The organism is Pseudofrankia coriaricola (genome assembly GCF_032027725.1).
In the GTDB taxonomy this organism is placed as follows: Bacteria; Actinomycetota; Actinomycetes; order Frankiales; family Frankiaceae; genus Pseudofrankia.
The window spans coordinates 1-17,746 of record NZ_JASNFO010000050.1; the positions used below are offsets into that span (position 1 = coordinate 1).

16 protein-coding genes are annotated in these 17,746 nt (G+C 73.0%); 12 read left to right on the plus strand and 4 right to left on the minus strand.

Annotated elements, in window-relative coordinates; translation table 11 throughout:
* The first annotated feature begins 500 nt into the window (after positions 1–500).
* The 4 genes from QOZ89_RS26095 to QOZ89_RS26110 all read left to right on the plus strand — a co-directional run bounded on the left by QOZ89_RS26095 (position 501) and on the right by QOZ89_RS26110 (position 4,001).
* Positions 501–1,277 (plus strand): SCO family protein, encoded by a 777-nt coding sequence (locus tag QOZ89_RS26095; RefSeq protein WP_071048227.1) that lies wholly within the window; start codon positions 501–503, stop codon positions 1,275–1,277.
* Positions 1,274–2,065, plus strand: a complete 792-nt coding sequence (locus QOZ89_RS26100; RefSeq protein ID WP_071048226.1) for a MauE/DoxX family redox-associated membrane protein — start codon at positions 1,274–1,276, stop codon at positions 2,063–2,065. Before QOZ89_RS26095 ends, QOZ89_RS26100 begins: the two co-directional genes overlap by 4 nt.
* A complete protein-coding gene (locus QOZ89_RS26105; RefSeq protein WP_312625907.1) occupies positions 2,062–2,898 on the plus strand; it encodes a DsbA family protein in 837 nt (278 codons plus the stop codon). Before QOZ89_RS26100 ends, QOZ89_RS26105 begins: the two co-directional genes overlap by 4 nt.
* 332 nt (positions 2,899–3,230) lie before the next feature.
* Complete coding sequence (locus QOZ89_RS26110) at positions 3,231–4,001, plus strand: dienelactone hydrolase family protein (RefSeq protein ID WP_071048224.1); 771 nt, start codon at positions 3,231–3,233, stop codon at positions 3,999–4,001.
* 33 nt (positions 4,002–4,034) lie between these two features.
* Here QOZ89_RS26110 and bcp read toward each other — a convergent pair whose 3' ends face one another.
* A complete protein-coding gene (gene bcp / locus QOZ89_RS26115; RefSeq protein WP_071048223.1) occupies positions 4,035–4,526 on the minus strand; it encodes a thioredoxin-dependent thiol peroxidase in 492 nt (163 codons plus the stop codon).
* A gap of 169 nt (positions 4,527–4,695) precedes the next feature.
* Between bcp and QOZ89_RS26120 the strand changes: the two genes are divergently transcribed.
* Entirely contained in the window at positions 4,696–5,211 is a 516-nt protein-coding gene (locus QOZ89_RS26120; RefSeq protein WP_071048233.1) for a DinB family protein, read from the plus strand.
* A 37-nt stretch (positions 5,212–5,248) separates the two neighbouring features.
* Here QOZ89_RS26120 and QOZ89_RS26125 read toward each other — a convergent pair whose 3' ends face one another.
* Positions 5,249–5,761 carry a mycothiol transferase gene (locus QOZ89_RS26125; RefSeq protein WP_071048222.1) on the minus strand — a complete coding sequence of 171 codons (513 nt, stop codon included), beginning with the start codon at positions 5,759–5,761 and terminating at the stop codon, positions 5,249–5,251.
* A gap of 146 nt (positions 5,762–5,907) precedes the next feature.
* A complete protein-coding gene (locus QOZ89_RS26130; protein WP_071048221.1) occupies positions 5,908–6,453 on the minus strand; it encodes a lytic transglycosylase domain-containing protein in 546 nt (181 codons plus the stop codon).
* Positions 6,454–6,650: 197 nt separating this feature from the next.
* On the opposite strand from QOZ89_RS26130, the gene QOZ89_RS26135 reads away from it, so the two are divergent.
* The 6 genes from QOZ89_RS26135 (at position 6,651) to QOZ89_RS26160 (ending at position 14,300) form a co-directional block, all read left to right on the plus strand.
* Positions 6,651–8,300 carry a helix-turn-helix domain-containing protein gene (locus tag QOZ89_RS26135; protein WP_397428845.1) on the plus strand — a complete coding sequence of 550 codons (1,650 nt, stop codon included), beginning with the start codon at positions 6,651–6,653 and terminating at the stop codon, positions 8,298–8,300.
* A 395-nt stretch (positions 8,301–8,695) separates the two neighbouring features.
* Positions 8,696–9,712, plus strand: a complete 1,017-nt coding sequence (locus QOZ89_RS26140) for an ACP S-malonyltransferase (RefSeq protein ID WP_071048219.1) — start codon at positions 8,696–8,698, stop codon at positions 9,710–9,712.
* Entirely contained in the window at positions 9,712–10,653 is a 942-nt protein-coding gene (locus tag QOZ89_RS26145) for a beta-ketoacyl-ACP synthase III (RefSeq protein WP_071048218.1), read from the plus strand. Before QOZ89_RS26140 ends, QOZ89_RS26145 begins: the two co-directional genes overlap by 1 nt.
* A 411-nt stretch (positions 10,654–11,064) precedes the next feature.
* Positions 11,065–11,313, plus strand: coding sequence for an acyl carrier protein (locus QOZ89_RS26150; RefSeq protein WP_007520367.1), 249 nt, complete (start codon positions 11,065–11,067; stop codon positions 11,311–11,313).
* Entirely contained in the window at positions 11,310–12,539 is a 1,230-nt protein-coding gene (fabF, locus tag QOZ89_RS26155; RefSeq protein WP_312625916.1) for a beta-ketoacyl-ACP synthase II, read from the plus strand. Before QOZ89_RS26150 ends, fabF begins: the two co-directional genes overlap by 4 nt.
* A 357-nt stretch (positions 12,540–12,896) precedes the next feature.
* Complete coding sequence (locus tag QOZ89_RS26160) at positions 12,897–14,300, plus strand: acyl-CoA carboxylase subunit beta (protein ID WP_397428846.1); 1,404 nt, start codon at positions 12,897–12,899, stop codon at positions 14,298–14,300.
* A gap of 979 nt (positions 14,301–15,279) precedes the next feature.
* Here the strand turns inward: QOZ89_RS26160 and QOZ89_RS26165 are convergent.
* On the minus strand, positions 15,280–15,885 hold the full coding sequence (locus QOZ89_RS26165; protein WP_083418455.1) for a DUF222 domain-containing protein: 606 nt from the start codon (positions 15,883–15,885) through the stop codon (positions 15,280–15,282).
* A gap of 325 nt (positions 15,886–16,210) precedes the next feature.
* Here QOZ89_RS26165 and QOZ89_RS26170 point away from each other — a divergent pair, with 325 nt between their 5' ends.
* Positions 16,211–17,743, plus strand: coding sequence for an MFS transporter (locus QOZ89_RS26170; RefSeq protein ID WP_083418454.1), 1,533 nt, complete (start codon positions 16,211–16,213; stop codon positions 17,741–17,743).
* The last annotated feature ends 3 nt before the right edge of the window (positions 17,744–17,746 follow it).

Below are 17,746 nucleotides of genomic sequence, written 5' to 3' on the forward strand. Positions count from 1 at the left end.
GTGCGAAGGAAGATCATTTTCGCACACCCTTTGGCCCTCTAGTGATCCTGGGGACAACGGCCGCCGGGTGTGCGAAGGAAGATCATTTTCGCACACCCTTTGGCCCTCTAGTGATCCTGGGGACAACGGCCGCCGGGTGTGCGAAGGAAGATCATTTTCGCACACCCTTTGGCCCTCTAGAACCAATCAGGGCCATCGGAGCCGAGGAGGACGCGGGCCGCTAGCGGGACCGCCGATGGGAGTTCGGGCCGGCCGGCGGAACGAGGCACGGCGAGGTATCAGGTATCTACGGCAGTACGTCCATATATGTACACCGGCGACCCGCCCTGTTCTCCGGAAACGCTGTGCCGCCATCCTTCGTTTACGGTTACGGCTGGCCACGCCCATCACGGCGCCGCGCCGGCATGAACCGAGACCTACCGCAGGTAGCAGCGCGCGCCGACGCGTATCGGCACCGACGACGCCGCCCACGCCTGCTCATGCTCTCAGCGTGGAGGATCATGGTCGTCACCTCGCCGGCACTCGCCGACGACATCCGCCGCGCCCAGGCGCGCCGCGCACAAAGCGAGGCCACCTCCGCATCCGGCCGGGAAGAGCCGCGCCGGGTCCACGCGCGCGGGCCCGCGGCCGGGACGCCGGTCGCCCTCCTGACGCTGGCGGCACTGCTCGCGGGCGCGACGGCCTGCGCGGACCGCACCCCCGGAATGCGCGCCGCGGTGGTCGGCGAGCGGCGCTCGGACGGCCTGCACGGGATCAGCCCCGCGACACCCGCGCCGAAGCCGGCGCTGAACCTGACCGGGACCGACGAGCTCCCCTTCGACCTGCGCGCCAGGACCGACGGCCTGGTGACGCTGCTGTACTTCGGTTACACCCACTGCCCTGACGTGTGCCCAGCGACGACGGCCGACCTCGCGCAGGCGATGGGCGAGCTCGACCCGGCGGTGCGAGCGCGGATCCGCGTCGTGTTCGTCAGCACCGACCCGGCGCGCGACACACCGGCCGTGCTGGCCGCCTGGCTGCATCACTTCGACCCAGGATTCGGCTTCTACGGCCTGACCGGCCCGTTCACCGAGGTGCGGGCCGCGGCTCGGGCGCTGGATGTCAACGTGGAACAACCTCGTACGGGGGCAGACGGCGTGATCGAGCAGAACCAGGACGCCGAGGTGCTGGCGTTCGGCCGCGACGGCCGACTCGCCCTGCGCTACCCGCCGGGCACCCAGATCACCGACTACATCCATGATCTTCCGGTCCTGGCCGCGCAGAGGGCGACGCGGTGACCCGCACTCCCCCGCTCGCGGACGCCGGAGACCGGACAGGTGGCCGGTCCTTCGGGGCGCGCGCCTGGGTCCGCGCGGTTTCGACGGCGCTGCGGCTGGCGCTCGCGGTGCTGTGGCTGGTGGCGGGAGCGCTCAAGGTCGGCGACGCGGCCGGGATGGTCCGCACGGTGCGCGCGTTCCGGATCCTGCCGGAGAGCCTCGTCCACCCGGTCGCCTACGCCGTGCCGTTCGTCGAGATCGCGCTCGGCGTGCTTCTCTTGCTGGGCCTCGCCGTGCGCGCCTGCGCGCTGCTGTCCTCGCTGATGCTCGCCGCGTATATCGCGGCGATCGCGTCCGCCGCGGCTCGTGGCCTGCGCATCGAGTGCGGCTGTTTCTCCTCGGGCGGTGACCTCGCCAAGGACGCGCCCACCCATTACACGTCGGAGCTTGTCCGCGACAGCCTGCTTCTGGTCGCCAGCGGGCTGCTCGCTCGCTGGCCAGGCGGTTATCTCGCCCTGGACCGTCTGCTGGACGCGCCGGCCGCCGGCCGCCGGCGCCCGGGCGCGGCCGAGGACGAGTACGAGTACGACGGCGAGTACGACGACGAGACCTGGGACGAGCACGACGAAGCCTGGGATGACGGCGACGCGGCCGGGGGCGACTGGCGCGGCCGGGTGGGCGACGGCGGTGACACCGAGGGCTGGGACGGCCCCGACCGGCACCCGGCGGACGGCCGGGCCGGGTCCGCCGGGCCGCGAGAGACCCGACGCGGAGATGGGGCGGGACGACGGATGGGGCGCGACCGATGAACAAGGGCACGGGAAGCAGGCCTGGCGACCGGGCAGGACAGGGTGCTGCCAACGGCGGCCAGCCGCCGCGCGCCGCCGGCGACGCGGCCCGGCGGGGCGACGGCCGGCCAGGGCGGGACCCGCGCGCCGCGGCGCGCCAGCAGCGGGCCGCCGCGGCTCGCGAGGCGGTCGAGGCACGGGAGCGGCGGCGCCGCCGGATGATCGTGCTCGCCTCGGTGGTCGGCGTCATCATCGTCGCCGCCGTCGTCGGGATCCTCGTCCAGAACTCTCGCCAGGACTCCAAGCCCGTCGTGATCCCGGCGAACGCGACCGGGCCGGACAACGGGATCGTCGTCGGCAAGGCGAACGCCCCGGTCACGGTCGAGTTCTACGAGGACTTCCAGTGCCCGGTGTGCAAGCAGTTCGAGACCACGACCGGGCCGACCGTCCAGTCGCTCATCGACGACGGCAAGATCAAGGCTGTGTACCACATGATGTCGTTCATCGGGCCCGACTCGGTACGCGCCGCGAACGCGGGCGCCGCGGCGGCCCAGGCCGGCAAGTTCAAGCAGTACCACGACCTGCTTTACGCCAACCAGGGCACGACGGAGAACTCCGGCGCCTTCACGAACGACAAGCTGATCGAGCTCGGCTCGCAGGCCGGGCTAACGTCGTCGGAGTTCACGGGCGCGGTGCGCTCCGGCACGTATGACGGCTATGTCGCCAAGGTCGAGGACAACGCGTCCAAGCGCGGCGTGACGGGCACGCCCACCGTCAAGATCAACGGCAAGACGCTCAGCAATGAGCAGCTCGTCCCCGATGCCTTCAAGGCAGCCGTCAGCGCCGCCGGTTAGATCCGGGGCCGGGTCGGCGGCCGGCAGAGGCGCGCCCATCTCTGCTCCGGAACGGGTGCCGGAGCGGAGATGGGCGGGTGCGAGATAATGTTTTGCGGCAGTGCCAGCCGCCGGCGATGCCGTGCCCCGACGAGCCAGGGCCCGGAGGAGTACCAGCTGGAGATGGCTCCCGCTGGCCGAGCCCGAGCCAGGACCGCGCTGGTCGGGGGTAGCCGCCCGTCGCCCGGCCGCCGGCCGCGACCAGGCAGGTCCTTCCGGCCCAGCCGCCGCGAGCGCGGATGTCCGCTCCGTGTGCCCGCGTCGGCCACCAAGAAGACTCCAGGGAGTCACGCATGACCGTGTCCAAGCTCGACGTGCGCACCGAGGACGGTGTCATGGACGTCTACCTGCACCTCCCGCCGGCCTACCAGGCCGAGGGCGGCGAGCCGCTGCCGACCGTGATCATGTATCCGGACGCCTTCGGCGTGCGGCCGGTGACGCAGGACATGGCCGACCGGCTCGCCGCCCTCGGCTACGCCGTCGCGCTGCCGAACGTCTTCTACCGCACCCCGGACGCCGGCCCGTTCGACGGGGCGACGGCCTTCTCCGACCCGGAGATCCGGGCTCGCCTGTTCGGCGTCATGCAGAAGGCGACCACCACCGCGGTGATGGGTGACACCGGCGCGCTGCTGACGGCCCTGGATGACGTGCCGGCCGCCAGGAGCGACAAGGTCGGCACCACCGGCTACTGCATGGGCGGCCGGCTCGCGTTCGCCGCGGCCGGCGCGCACCCGGACCGGGTCACCGCCGCCGCGTCCTTCCACGGCGGTCGGCTCGCCATCGAGGACGACCCGGAAAGCCCGCACAGGCACGCCGGCGAGGTGCGTGCCCGGCTGTACTTCGGCGTCGCCGACAACGACGGTTCCTGCACCCCCGAGGACCAGGCCCGCCTCGCCGCGGCGCTCGACGCGGCCAAGGTCGACTACCGGATGGAGGTCTATACCGGCGCGATGCACGGCTTCGCGGTCAAGGACCTCCCCGTGTACGACGAGGCCGCGGCCGAGCGGCACTGGGAGCGCACCGCGGAGCTGTTCGACTCCACCCTCAAGGCACCAGCCGCCTGAGGGCGTGGCGGGGGGCGCGCGGGGGCGCCCCCCTCAGGCCGTGGCGAGGCCGAGGTCGCGGATCAGCTTGGCGACGTGGCCGGTCGCCTTGACGTTGTACAGCGCCTTCTCGATCTTTCCATCGGCGTCGACTACGAACGTCGAACGGATCACGCCGACGGTCTTCTTCCCGTACAGCGTCTTCTCGCCGTACGCGCCGTACGCGCCGAGCACGGCCCGATCCGGGTCGGACAGCAGCGGGAACGTCAGGCCCTCGTTGTCGCGGAACCTGACCAGCTTCGCCGGCTTGTCCGGGGAGATCCCGAGCACGTCGAGGCCCGCGTCGTTCAGCTGGGCCAGGCTGTCCCTGAAGTCGCAGGCCTGCTTGGTGCAGCCGGGAGTGCTCGCGGCCGGGTAGAAGTAGACGATCACCCGCCGGCCGCGGAAGGACGCCAGCGACACCTGGTTGCCGTCGGCGTCGGAGAGCGTGAAGTCGGGAGCCGGGTCGCCGACGGTGAGCCGGGCACTGCCCGAGTTCTCGGTCATGGCCGCAACCTAGCCCCACCCCGCCGAACCCGGCAAACCGCCACCCGTGGCCTGCCGGCACCGCCCGGCACCACCGGGCCCTCGCTCCGGGCGGGCGCCTGCTCACCGCCTCCCGGGCACGGGTACGCGAGGCGTCGAACCTGTCGCAGGCGGACGCGATGATGTGGGCATGACGTGGACCGCGCCGAACATCATCCGGATGGACGAACCGACCGCCGGTGGCGAGCGCGAGCAGCTCGAGGCCTGGCTCGACTACCACCGCCAGACGCTCCTGCTCAAGTGCTCCGGCCTGACCGTCGACCGGCTGCGGGAGCGTGCCGTCCCGCCGTCGGCGCTGTCGTTGTTGGGTCTGGTGCGGCATATGGCCGAGGTGGAACGGGGCTGGTTCCGCACCAGGTTCGCGGGTGAGGACCTGGCGCCCTACTGGGTCAGGCAGAACAACCAGGACGCGGACTTCGACGACGTCGACACCGCCGATCCCCAGGAGGCCTTCGACGCCTTCGAGAAGGAGGTCGCGGGGGCCCGCTCGGCCGCGGCCGGCCGGTCGCTGGATGACGCGTTCGTCCACCGCGGCAACACCTTGACCCTGCGTTGGGTCTACTTCCACATGATCGAGGAGTACGCCCGCCACAACGGCCACGCCGACCTCCTGCGCGAACGCATCGACGGCATCACCGGGGACTGAGGACGCTCGGGGCTCGCGGGCGGGTGAGGCGGCGGCGTCAACCGGCAGGGAGGAGACCGCGGACGAAGGCGGCCTGGCCGGCATGCTGAAGATCATCGGCGATGACGCTGACCAGGCGGACGACGAGCGTCACCGGCGGGTCCCAGCTGGTGTCGACGACCCGCTCCAGGTCGGGGTCGGTGAGCGGGGCGACGAAACGCAGGGTCGCGTCGTGGACCGCGTCGTAGTAGCCCGTGAGCAGGTCCGGGTCGCCGACCCGGACGCTGTCGACCTGGGCCGAGGTGTGCCCGTAGCCATGGGACTCCGGCGGGAGCGGCAGGCCGAACCGGCCGTACCAGCCCGCCGACGTCCATACCTGCTCCGTACCGGCGACGTCGGCGACGTGGTCATCCTGTACTCGGGCCAGGTGCCACACCAGCCAGGCGATGGAGTTCGCCCTACCGTCGAGCCGGTGGTTGAGCTGCTCGGCGGACAGCCCGTCCACCGCGCCGTGAACGACTTCCCGGACGCGCCCGAAGGCGTCCACGAGCACATCAGCGCCGCTGGCCATCGCGAGTCCTTCCGCCGCGGGGACCCTCTCCCGTAGCGTCCCAGGCCACCGCCGCGACGGCCACCGTTCGGCAAGCCCGATCTCGCCGGGGCGGACCACGCCTTCGTGGGCGGCCCCTTCACCACACCCTCCTACGACGCCGACCGTCAGATCTCGGAGGCGTAGGTCTCCGCCCAGGAATTGATCTTCGCAATGTAGGACCTGGTCTCGGCGAAGTCGGGAACGCCGCCGGCCGTCCGCACGGCGGTGGGACCCGCGTTGTACGCGGCGAGGACCAAGGAGATCTGGTCGCCCGGCAGGTCGCCGACGAGCTCCGAGAGATGCTGTTCGTAGTGCGCGGCGGACGGGATCGCGTCAAGCGGGTTGAGCGGGTCGGCGACGCCGTCACCGTCGCCGTCGAGGCCGAACTCGGCCCATGTCCGCGGCAGGAACTGCATCATGCCGACCGCGCCGGCGCGGGAGATCGCCGATGAGTCGAACCGGCTCTCCACCCGGGCCTGCGCGGCGAGCTGGGCGGCCGACAGCAGGCCGTAGGTGGCGGCGGCGTCCCGGAAGACAGGCACCAGGTCGGCCGGGATCAGGCCTTCGGTCTTCATCGGCAGCACCTGTGAGCACCCGCCGAGCAGGCCGGTGAGCGCGCCGACAAGGCCCGCCACGAAAACCGTGGCACGGGGCGGTCTGGGTCGGGGCATCGGCTCATTGTCGCCGTGCGCCCGCCGGCGCGTCCGGCATCTCCCCTCAGCCGGTCGCCCAGCCGGTCTCCGGGCGGCTTCGCGGCCATGGCCGTCGGCGCGTTCCGGCACCGCGCCGGGACGCGCCCGCGGGTCGCACGCGGCGCCGTGACCGGCACGCGAACGTCGGCGAGCCCCCGTGATGCATGCTGGTCGCCGTGACTCCGCCATCGGCCGAACCCGCATCCGCGCACGGCCGAACCTCCCAGCAGACCTCCCAGCAGACCTCCCAGATTGGCTTCGCCAATCCGGCAGGGACCCCGGGCTTCGCCAATCCGGCAGGGACCCCGGGCTCCGCCGATCCGGCGGGAACCCCGGGCTCCGCCGATCCGCCCGCGCCGCCCGCCCTACTCGCGCCACCCCTGGCACCGGCCGCCCGGACCGGCGATACGGGCCCGGACCGGGCCGGCGGCGGGCGCGCCGAGGCCGACGCCGGGACGAACGACGCGGTCATCCGGCGCATCGAACGGGCCAGCGGGCTGCTGGCGAACAAGGCCGTCGCCAGGATGTCCGAGCTGCTGCCCTGGTATCCGGGGATGTCGGCCCGGCACCGCGCCGACATCCAACTCGTGGTGCAGGCGGGCATCGCCTCGTTCGTCGAATGGTGCCGGCGCCCCGAGCATGCCCGCGACCTGTCCAGCGACGTGTTCCGGGTGGCGCCGCGCGAGCTGGTCCGGGCGGTCACCTTCCGCCGGCTCGTCGACCTGGTCCGGGTGGCCGTCGAGACGATCGAGGCCGAGGTCCCGAACATCGTCGAGCCGGAGCACGAGCAGCGGGTGCTGACCGACGTGCTGCGCTACTCCCGCGACATCGCGTTCGCCGGCGCGGTCGTCTACGCCCGTGTCGCCGAGGAGCGCGGCGCCTGGGACGCCCGGCTGGAGGCGCTCGTCGTCGACCACGTCGTGCGCGGCGACCAGGACAGGGCGCTGTCGTCGCGGGCGGCGGCGGTCGGCTGGCGCAACCCGCCCGCGGTGACCGTCGTCGTAGGCGCGGCGCCGCCGCAGGCGCCGGAGGCGGTCGTCGACGAGGTGCACCGGCTGGCCCGCTCGGCGGGCCTGGAGGTGTTGACCGGTGTGCACAACCAGCGGCTCGTCATGATCGTCGGCGGCCGCTTCCGGCTCGACGAGACCGGTACCGACGCGGTGCCAGGCGGGACGGCCGGCATCGTCGCGGAGCCGCCCGCCTCCCCCGCCGGCGTGCCCGCGGCCGGCGCGTCCAGGGCGGCACGGGCCGAGGAGAGCGCGGTGCCCCGCGAGGCCGCGGCCCGCGCCGTCGCGGCGGCGACCGGTGACCCGAACCGGCCCGGCCGCCCTCGTCGCAACCGCGCCGCCACGAGCGGCATCGACTCGGTGGTGGAGGCCGCTCGGGTACTGATGCCGGCGTGCGGGCCTGGTCCGGTGGTGGTCGGCCCCGTCGCCGCGGATCTCGCCGGCGCCGCCGAGTCCGCGCGAGCCGCGATCGCCGCGGCCGACGTCGTCGCCGCCTGGCCGGCGGCGCCGCGGCCGGTGACCGCGCGGGCGCTGCTGCCGGAGCGAGCCCTCGCCGGCGACGAGCGGGCCCGCCGGGTGCTCATCGACGAGATCTACCTGCCGCTGCGCGACGCGGGCGCGCCGCTGCTGGAGACGGCGGGCACCTACCTCGACTTCGGCGCCTCCCTGGAGGCCACCGCCAGGGCCCTCTATCTCCACCCCAACACCGTGCGTTACCGCCTGAGAAAGGCGTCGGAGGTGTGCGGCCTCGACACGGCCGACCACCGCCAGCGGTTCACACTGCACATAGCGCTCCTCCTCGGCCGCCTCGAGGGATAGCTCCCGACGAGCCGGGAAAGCGTCTCCGCCGTCAGTCAGGCGTGGATCGGGGACGCCCCCCGGCGGGCCTCCCCGGTCGGCCGAGCCGAGCCGTGCAGCCAGGCCAGGCGGACCATCGGGGCCGCCGGAACCCCGCGGCGAACACTCGTCGTGTCGTGGACGACCTACAGGCGTGATGGTGCGAACATGGCCTTCCACCGGCTCCTCGCCGGTGCGACAACGGTCACATCGCCCGACTTAACGGCCCTGTCACACGATTGTCGGCCCAGGTGCCGCGAGGTGACTAACGTACCCGTCCGGGCGCTGCGTTTTGTAGGACTGCTACAACGAGCCGTCGGCACATCGGTGAGTGGCCGCCAGCGACAGCGGGCGCCCGCGAAGGGTTAGGTAGTGACGTGCTCGCCATCCTCGCGCCAGGCCAGGGCGCCCAAGCCCCAGGAATGCTCCAACCGTGGCTCGAACTGCCGGGCGCCGCGGCGCGCCTGCGCTGGTTCGCCGCAGCCGCGGGCATCGACCTGGTCGAGCTCGGCACCGAGGCTCCGGCGGAGACCATCAGGGACACGGCGGTCGCGCAGCCACTGATCGTCACCGCCGGCCTGATCGCGGCCGAGCAGCTGGGGCTGCCCGTCCCGGGCGGTGTGGCCGCCGGGACGCTGCTGGTCGCCGGCCACAGCGTCGGCGAGATCACCGCCGCCGCGCTCGCCGGCACGATCTCGCCTGAGACCGCACTGGCGCTGGTGGCGCTGCGCGGCCGGGCCATGGCGGCGGCCTCGGCTCGTACCCCGACCGGCATGTCGGCGCTGCTCGGCGGCGACCCGGAGGAGGTCGCCGCGCATCTGGAGGGCCTGGGCCTGACGCCGGCCAATCGCAACGGCGCCGGCCAGATCGTCGCCGCGGGCGACCTCGATGCGCTGGCGAAGCTCGCCGCCGAGCCGCCGCCCGGTGTCCGGGTTCGCCCGCTCGCCGTCGCGGGCGCGTTCCACACCCACTACATGGCCTCCGGGCGCGACGCGCTCGCCGAGGTCGCCCCGGGCATCCGCCCCGGCACGCCGGGCCTCGGCCAGGTCTCGAACGCGGACGGCGCCGTGGTAACCGACGGGCGAGAGATGGTGGCCCGGCTCGTCGGCCAGGTCGCCGCCCCGGTGCGCTGGGACCTGTGCATGGCGACGCTGCGCGAGCTGGGCGTGAAGGCCGTCATCGAGCTGCCTCCCGCCGGCACGCTGGCCGGCATCGCCCGCCGGGAGCTGCCCGGAGTGAAGATCCTGCCAGTGAAAAGCCCCGACGACCTGCCGGCGGCGCGCGAACTGCTGGCGGAGCTCGTCGGCGTCGGGCAGCCGCCAGCGGCGACGGTTACGATTCCCGCGCCCGCCGGCGAGCCCGTCCCGGCCGGCGCCCGTGGTGGGGAGGCCTGATGACCGCCGCCGCTCGAGTCCTTGGCCTGGGCACGTACCGCCCGGTGCGCGTCGTCACCAACGACGACCTCGCCCAGCGCGTCGAGACCTCCGACGAGTGGATCCGCAGCCGGACGGGCATCGCCACCCGCCGGATCGCCGACGCCGACGAGACGACGGTCATGATGGGCGCCGCGGCCGCCGAGAAGGCACTGGCCGCCGCCGGCGTCGCCGCGGGCGACATCGACCTCGTCATCACCGCGACCTGCACGAGCCCGTCGCAGATCCCGGGGGCGGCGCCGCAGATCGCGCACCGCATCGGGGTGCACTCCGCCGGCGCGTTCGACATCAACGCGGGCTGCGCCGGCTTCTGCTACTCGCTCGCCCAGGCCGCGGACACGGTCCGCTCGGGCACGGCCCGCCACGTGCTCGTGGTCGCCACCGAGAGGCTGTCCGACTACACCGACTGGGACGACCGCACGACGTGCATCCTGCTCGCCGACGGCGCGGGCGCCGCGGTCGTCGGGTCCGGCGAGAGCGACGAGATCGGCCCGGTGGTCTGGGGCCACGACGGCTCCCGCCCGGACGTGATCAGGGTCCCCGGCCACGGCGACAACCTGTTCCGGATGGAGGGGCAGGCGGTCTTCCGCTGGGCCCTGACCCTGGTTCCGACGCTGCGCAGGATCTGCGAACGCGCCGGCGTCGCGCCGGAGGAGCTCGCCGGGATCGTGCCGCACCAGGCCAACCTGCGCATCATCGAGGCGCTGGTGGGCGGCCTGGGCGCGCGGAACGCGGTCGTCGCCCGCGACGTCGTCGACTCCGGGAACACCTCGGCCGCGAGCATCCCGCTGGGTCTGTCGCGGCTGCTCGACGCCGGCGAACTGCGGCGCGGCGACCCGGTCCTCCTGTTCGGTTTCGGTGCCGGCTTGACCTACTGTGGCCAGGTCATCCGATGCCCCTGAAGGCGGTGCCGGCCGGGGCGCGCGAACCCTGCTCCCCTCCCGCCGGCGGCTTCGCCAGGACCCTCGCCAGGGTGTCCGCCCAGGCGGACGGCTTCCCCGTGGATCCGCTGACACGGATCCGGACCCGCTGGATCGCTGGCCTGCCAGCAGACCTCCCAGCAGACCTCCCGGATCGGCTTCGCCGATCCGGCAGGAACCCCGGGCTTCGCCAATCCGGCAGGAAACCTGTCACCGATGCGGCGGGAATCCCGAGGGTCCGCTGCCCCCCTGACCCCCTGACGGGTGGCGAGCCGTACCCTGCTCGCCACCCATCGGACGGTGTCGCCGGGCCAGTGCCCGCGCGCCGCCCAGATCCGTGGGTGACGATCACCACCAGAACCTGTACAGCTGCCCGATCAAGAAAGGTCCCCGATGTCCCAGACTGATGTCCTCGCCGGTCTCGCCGAGATCCTCGAGGAGGTCGCCGGTGTGGACCCGGCCGACGTCACCCCCGAGAAGACCTTCATCGACGACCTCGACGTCGACTCGCTGTCCATGGTCGAAGTCGTCGTCGCGGCCGAGGAGAAGTTCGGCGTCAAGATCCCGGACGACGACGTGAAGACCCTCAAGACCGTCGGTGACGCGGTCTCCTACATCCAGCGGGCAGGTGTCGCGGCGTGATCAGGACCCCTAGGCGGGTTGTCGTCACCGGCCTCGGGGCGACCACTCCGCTCGGGGGCGATGTGGCGTCCACGTGGGAAGGGCTGCTCGCCGGCCGGTCCGGCGTACGCCATCTCACGGAGGACTGGATCGAAACGGTGCCGGTCCACATCGCCGCCCCGCTCGCGGTCGAGCCCCCGCTCGGCCGCGTCGAGGCCCGCAAGCTCGACCGGACCCAGCAGATGGCCCTGGTCGCCTCGCGTGAGGCGTGGGCCGACGCCGGAACACCGGACGTCGACCCGCTGCGGCTGATGGTCTGCGTCGGCTCCGGCATCGGCGGCGTGCTGACCCTGCTCTCGCAGCACGACGTGCTGCGAGAGCAGGGCGCCCGTAAGGTGACCCCACACGTCGTCCCGATGCTGATGCCGAACGGCCCGGCCGCCACCGTGGGGCTGGAGTTCGGCGCGAGGGGCGGCGTGCGGGCCCCGGTCAGCGCCTGCGCGTCGGGGACGGAGGCGATCGCGCTCGCGTACGAGCTGATCAAGTTCGGCCGCGCGGACGTCATCATCGCCGGCGGGACGGAAGCGGCCATCGCGCCGCTGCCGATCGCCGGGTTCGCGCAGATGCAGGCGCTGTCGAAGCGCCAGGACGACCCGACGCTGGCCTCGCGGCCGTTCGACAAGGCGCGGGACGGGTTCGTGCTCGGCGAGGGTGCCGGGATCCTGGTGCTGGAGGCGGAGGAGTACGCGAAGGCCCGCGGGGCCCGGATTCTCGGCTACCTGGCCGGGGCCGGGATCAGCTCGGACGCATATCATGTGGCCGCGCCCGAGCCGAACGGGGCCGGAGCGGCCCGGGCGGTCCAGGAGGCGCTGGAGACCGGCGACCTGGCCCCGGCCGACGTCGCGCACGTGAACGCGCACGCGACGTCGACCCCCGTCGGCGACCTCGCCGAGTCGAAGGCGCTGTACCTGGCGCTCGGCTCGGCGGCCGGCTCGGCCGTGGTGACGGCGACCAAGTCGATGACCGGGCACCTGCTCGGCGCGGCTGGCGCCGTCGAGGCCGTGGCCACTGTGCTGGCGATGCGCGAGCGCATCGTCCCGGCGACCCGCAACCTCGACGCTCTCGACGACGAGATCGAGCTGGACGTGGTGCGGATCGACAACCGGAACATCAAGTCGGGCGCGGCGCTGTCGAACTCGTTCGGGTTCGGCGGACACGACGTCTGCCTGGCGTTCACGCCTGGATGACGTTGGGACGGGGCGGGCCATGGCTCGCCCCGGTACCAGCGGCCAGCAACACGGGAGACGGCAACCAGAGGACGGCTCCCGGAAGGACAAACACGGCGGCTGGCCGCCGGGTGCCCGGTTCCTGACCGGGTGCCCGGTGGCCACCCCGTGGCCGCGGCGGCGCCGATGGCGCCGATGCCTCGGCGGTCAGAACGGTGATCCCGCGCTGCCCGCACGCTGCCGCCCGGCGCGCCGCGAGGCGCGCCACGTCGGTACGCCATGACCCGTGTACCGGACAGATGTGCAAGCAGGCCCGCCGCGCCAGCGGCCGGTCGCAGGAGCAGCCCGTTCGCCGCCCAGGCAACAAGGAGATTCCCGGTGAGTCTGTCCACGATGGAACTCGTCGACCCGCGTACCCCCGTCGCCCGGCTGAACCACTTCTTTGACGACGACACCGTCACCCTGTTCGCCGCGCCCGACACCTCGGGCGTCGTCGCCGGGCAGGGACTCGTCAACGGCAACGAGGTGGTCGCCTTCGCTACCGACGTGACGGTGCAAGGCGGGGCGATGGGCCGCGACGGTTGCGCGCGCATCGTGCACGCCATCGAGTCGGCCGCCCGGATGAGCGTGCCGGTGGTCGGCATCTGGCACTCCGGCGGCGCCCGGCTGCAGGAAGGTGTCGCCTCGCTGGACGGGGTGGGCCGGGTCTTCGCCGCGATCGTGCGTGCCTCCGGACGGATCCCGCAGATCTCCCTGGTGCTCGGCGCGGCCGCCGGCGGCGCCGCCTACGGCCCGGCGCTGACCGATCTGGTGATCATGGGACCGGACGCCAAGGTCTTCGTCACCGGACCGGACGTCGTCCGCTCGGTGACCGGCGAGGACTGCACCGCCGACAGCCTCGGCGGCCCGGACACGCACTCCAAGAAGAGCGGCGTCGTCCACCTGAGCTGCGACTCCGACGACCAGGCGGTCGAGACGACCCGAGAGCTCGTGTCGCTGCTCGCCGACCAGCGCGACATCGGGCAGGTCGAGCCCCGCGACCTCGGCGCGCTCCTGCCGGAGTCGCCGCGCCGTGCCTACGACGTCCGGCCCCTCATCGGCGGCGTGCTCGACGACGGCTTCATCGAGCTGCACCCGAAGTGGGCCCGCAACATCGTCACCGCACTCGGCCGGCTCGGCGGCCGCACGGTCGGCGTGGTGGCGAACAACCCGCTGCGCCGCGGCGGCTGCCTCGACTCGCTGTCGGCGGAGAAGGCCTCCCGCTTCGTGCGGATGTGCGACTCGTTCGGGGTGCCGCTAATTGTCCTCGTCGACGTCCCCGGCTACCTGCCCGGCGTCGGCCAGGAGTGGGAGGGTGTCGTCCGCCGCGGCGCCAAGCTGCTCTACGCCTTCGCCGAGTGCACGGTGCCCAGGGTGACCGTCGTGACCCGCAAGGCCTACGGTGGCGCGTACATCGCGATGAACGCCTCCTGCCTGGGCGCGACGGCCGTCTACGCGTGGCCGACGGCCGAGGTCGCCGTGATGGGCCACGAAGCGGCGGTGAAGATCATTCACCGGCGCACGATCGCCGCCGTGCCGGCACAGCGCCAGCCCGAGGTCATCAAGGAGCTGGCCGAGGAGCACGCGGTCGCCGTCGGCGGCGTCCAGAAGGCGGTCGAGCTCGGCGTGATCGACGCGGTCGTCTCACCGACCGAGACCCGCGGCGTCGTCGCCGCCGCGATCGCCGACGCGATCGCCGCCGGCCGCCCCGACAAGAACATCCACGGCAACATCCCGCTCTAACATTGGTTCGCTCCGTGCGGGCGGCGCGCTCCGGCCCCTTCCTTGCTTCGCTGCGGAAGGGACCTCCGCGCGCCGTCCTCCTCCGCGAACGTGCGCTACGGCGACCTCCGCTGCGGCCCCCCTACATCGCTTCGCTCGTAGGGGGGCCTCCGCGGAGGCGCGCCTCCGCGCCAGCTCGGTTGCTCGTCGCCGTGACGTCACCAACCCAAAGCCGCAGCACGCGCATGCCACCACATCGCTTCGCTCGTGGCCGGGCCTCCGCGGAGGCGCGCCTCCGCGCCCAGCCCGGTAACCCGCCGCTGCAACGTCACCAACCCGAAGCCGCGGCACTCGCATAGCTGGCGCGTCGCTTCGCTCGTGGCCGGGCCTCTGCGCCGCGCGGTCGCCCACCGCTGAAACGTCACCAATCCGAAGCAGGCGCGTGTGCAGGGCACCTTGCTGCGCTCGTAGGGGTGCCTCCGTGTAGCCACGCCTCCTCGCCCAGCGCGGTCGCCCGACGCTGAACGTCACCAATCCGGACAGGCTCCTCCGTAGGGGCACTTAGATTCGCTCGTACACGTCCGGACTCGGCTCGGCCAAGCGATCAGTCCCGATCAGGCGCGAAGACCGTCCCCCGACCGCAGCGATGTACCCCCACCGGGGTGCCGTGATCTCGCACCGTCCGAGCGGCACGCAACCGAGCTGGCGCGGAGGCGCACCTCCGCGGAGGCCTGCCACGAGCGAAGCGAAGTGGCCCCGCGAGTGCTGCGGCTTCGGCCTGGTGACGCCAAAGCGGAACGCAACCGCGCTGGGCGCGGAGGCGCGCCTCCGCGGAGGCCTGCCTACGAGCGAAGCGACGTAGGCGGGCCGCAGCGGAGGTCGCCGGAGCGCACGTGAGCGCAGGAGGACACGGCGGGGAGGTCCCTTGGGAGCGAAGCGAGTAAGGGGCCGGAGCGCCGTGCCCGCACGGAGCGAACCAGCAACACAGCGAACCAAGAAATCAAGCGTCGGCTATGTCGGTCCAGGTGCTCACGACGCGGGCGACCTGGCGGGGCGTCATCCAGGCGGCGGCGCGGGCGAAGATCGGGTCCGCGCGGCGAGCGAGATCGACCCGCCCGCCGCCGAGGGACGGCGCGATCGCCCGGACGTGCTCGAAGCTGATCGTGCCGGTGGTGAAGGCGTCCCTAGTGGCCGGCAGATCGCGAAGCGCGCGGGCGACGGTCAGCAGATGCGTCGAGGTCGGCGCGTTGATCCGGCACTCCCTGCGTAGCCAGGCGGCCGCCGAGACCGCGCCGTCGGCGAGCCACAACGAGCGGCGGTCGAACTCGCCGACCAGCAGCACCCACCGCGCGGTCGTCGCGTCGACGGTCGCCCGGCCCTCGATCACCGCCGTGGCGAGATCCACGTCCGACAGTCTCGCGGGGTCGACCGGCCGCCCGCCCGCCGCCGAGCCGGGGGCACCGGCTTCGGCACCGCCGCCGTCGGCGGCCCGCGGCGGCGCTGGATCGCCCGCCTCCGGACGTGCTGGCCCGGCGGGGACGCCGGCCTTGTCCGGGACCTCGGGCTCTGATGCCCCTGCGTGGTCGTCGGGGACTCCGGTCACCATGCACCCCCTCCATCGACTGGCGGCGCGCGGAAGCCGCGGTTGGCGCGGTCGCGTCTGCCTTTGCCCTGATGCCGCCATCCGAGGGCCCTGCCACTCGGGCACGGCTGGTTGGCCGCCCACGCGGGAAGCCGCTGGCCGCATGCCGCTCCGAGGGTGATCCGGTTGGCTGGAGGCATGATCGGGATTCGAACGTATGTTCGTATTGTAGGTGATCCAAAGGTCAATCACCATCCCCCACGACGAACGACCCGCTCCGAGGCAAAATATTTACCTGTTGCGAAATAACTACTTGCCGAGCCGCGTTCTGGAGGACGGAGGTGCGTTGATGCTGTCGCGGGGACTGGAACGCGAAATGGCGACGAGTACGCAGCAGGTGAGCGGCTGCTCGCCAGATCGCCCGTCCACCGAGAGCGGATCCTCCGGCGGCTCCCGGCGGTTGCCTGCCCCCCGCGCCGTCGAGACACGGGCGACGGGCACGACGACCGGCGACCGGCCCTCGCCGCGTTCCGGCGGGACGTTCGCCGCGTTGCGGGTGCCGAACTACCGCCGCTTCATCACCGGCCAGATCATCTCCATGTGCGGCACCTGGATGCAGACGATCGCGCTGGGCTGGCTGGTGCTCTCCCTTGGCGCGAGCGGCACGGTGCTCGGCGTCGTCACCGCCGCGCAGTTCCTGCCAGTGCTCGTCTTCGGCGCCTACGGCGGCCTAGTCGCCGACCGGACCGACAACCGCCGGCTGCTGAGCTGCACCGCCACCCTCCAGGCCCTGCTCGCCGCCGTTCTCGGGGTCCTCGTGATCACCGACGTGATCACGCTGTGGATGGTGGTCGCCTTCGCCGTCTGCCTCGGGCTCACACAGGCGGTCGACAATCCCGCCAGGCAGAGCTTCGTACAGGAGATGGTCGGCCCGGAGACGCTACCCAACGCGGTCACCCTCAACTCGGTGACGATGAACGCCGCTCGGGTGGTCGGCCCCGCGATCGCCGGAGCCACGATCGCCCTGGTCGGCACCGGGATGTGTTTCATCCTCAACGCGCTGTCGTTCGCCGCGGTGCTGGTCGCGCTCGCCCGGCTCGACCGCTCGGCGCTGCGCCCCAACCCGCCCGTGCCCAGGGCACCGGGCCAGATCCGCGAGGGCTTCCACTACGCGGTGCGCACGGCCGGTATCCGGATCCCGCTGACGATGATGGTCCTGACGGGCACCCTCGCCTACGAGTTCCAGGTGACGCTGCCCCTGATCGCCCGGGAGTCCTTCCATGGCACGGCGGCGACCTACAGTCTGCTGACCGGCGCGATGGGCGCCGGCGCGGTGGCCGGCGGCCTGCTCGTGGCCCGCCGCCGGCTCACCGGAGTGCGCTCGCTCGTCGCCGTCGCGGGCGTCTTCGGCGCCCTGCTGCTCCTGTCCGCCGCGGCGCCGTCGTTGGTCGTCCTGGTCGTGGCACTCGTCGTCACCGGCGCGGCCAGCGTCGCCTTCATCGCCACCGGCAACGCGACCGTCCAGCTGTCGGCCGAGCCGCAGATGCGTGGCCGGGTGATGGCGCTGTGGTCGATGGCCTTCATCGGCACCACCCCGCTCGGGGGCCCGATCGCCGGCGCCATCGCCGAGGTCTTCGGCGCCCGAGCCGGCCTCGTGCTCGCCGGCGTCGCCGCCGTGGCGGCGGCCCTGATCGGCCTCGCGTCGCTGCGCCGCATCGAGGCGCGCCCGGCTGTGGCCCCGGTCGCCGTGAAGCGGGCCCGCGCGGAGCGAGCCGGCGCGGCGGCCACGGCCGGCGCGGCCGCCGGTTCCGGCTCGGCGGTCCGCGCGGTCGAGCCGGCCCCGGCCGGGCAGCCGTCGGCGCGTCCCGTGCCGTCCACCTGAGCG

Excerpts from the sequence above, each read along its gene's own strand:
- QOZ89_RS26095 (WP_071048227.1), top strand. The coding sequence starts at position 501 with ATGGTCGTCACCTCGCCGGCACTCGCCGACGACATCCGCCGCGCCCAG.
- QOZ89_RS26105 (WP_312625907.1), top strand. The coding sequence starts at position 2,062 with ATGAACAAGGGCACGGGAAGCAGGCCTGGCGACCGGGCAGGACAGGGT.
- QOZ89_RS26110 (WP_071048224.1), top strand. The coding sequence starts at position 3,231 with ATGACCGTGTCCAAGCTCGACGTGCGCACCGAGGACGGTGTCATGGAC.
- bcp (WP_071048223.1), bottom strand. The coding sequence starts at position 4,526 with ATGACCGAGAACTCGGGCAGTGCCCGGCTCACCGTCGGCGACCCGGCT.
- QOZ89_RS26120 (WP_071048233.1), top strand. The coding sequence starts at position 4,696 with ATGACGTGGACCGCGCCGAACATCATCCGGATGGACGAACCGACCGCC.
- QOZ89_RS26125 (WP_071048222.1), bottom strand. The coding sequence starts at position 5,761 with ATGGCCAGCGGCGCTGATGTGCTCGTGGACGCCTTCGGGCGCGTCCGG.
- QOZ89_RS26130 (WP_071048221.1), bottom strand. The coding sequence starts at position 6,453 with ATGCCCCGACCCAGACCGCCCCGTGCCACGGTTTTCGTGGCGGGCCTT.
- QOZ89_RS26145 (WP_071048218.1), top strand. The coding sequence starts at position 9,712 with ATGACCGCCGCCGCTCGAGTCCTTGGCCTGGGCACGTACCGCCCGGTG.
- QOZ89_RS26150 (WP_007520367.1), top strand. The coding sequence starts at position 11,065 with ATGTCCCAGACTGATGTCCTCGCCGGTCTCGCCGAGATCCTCGAGGAG.
- QOZ89_RS26165 (WP_083418455.1), bottom strand. The coding sequence starts at position 15,885 with ATGGTGACCGGAGTCCCCGACGACCACGCAGGGGCATCAGAGCCCGAG.
- QOZ89_RS26170 (WP_083418454.1), top strand. The coding sequence starts at position 16,211 with ATGCTGTCGCGGGGACTGGAACGCGAAATGGCGACGAGTACGCAGCAG.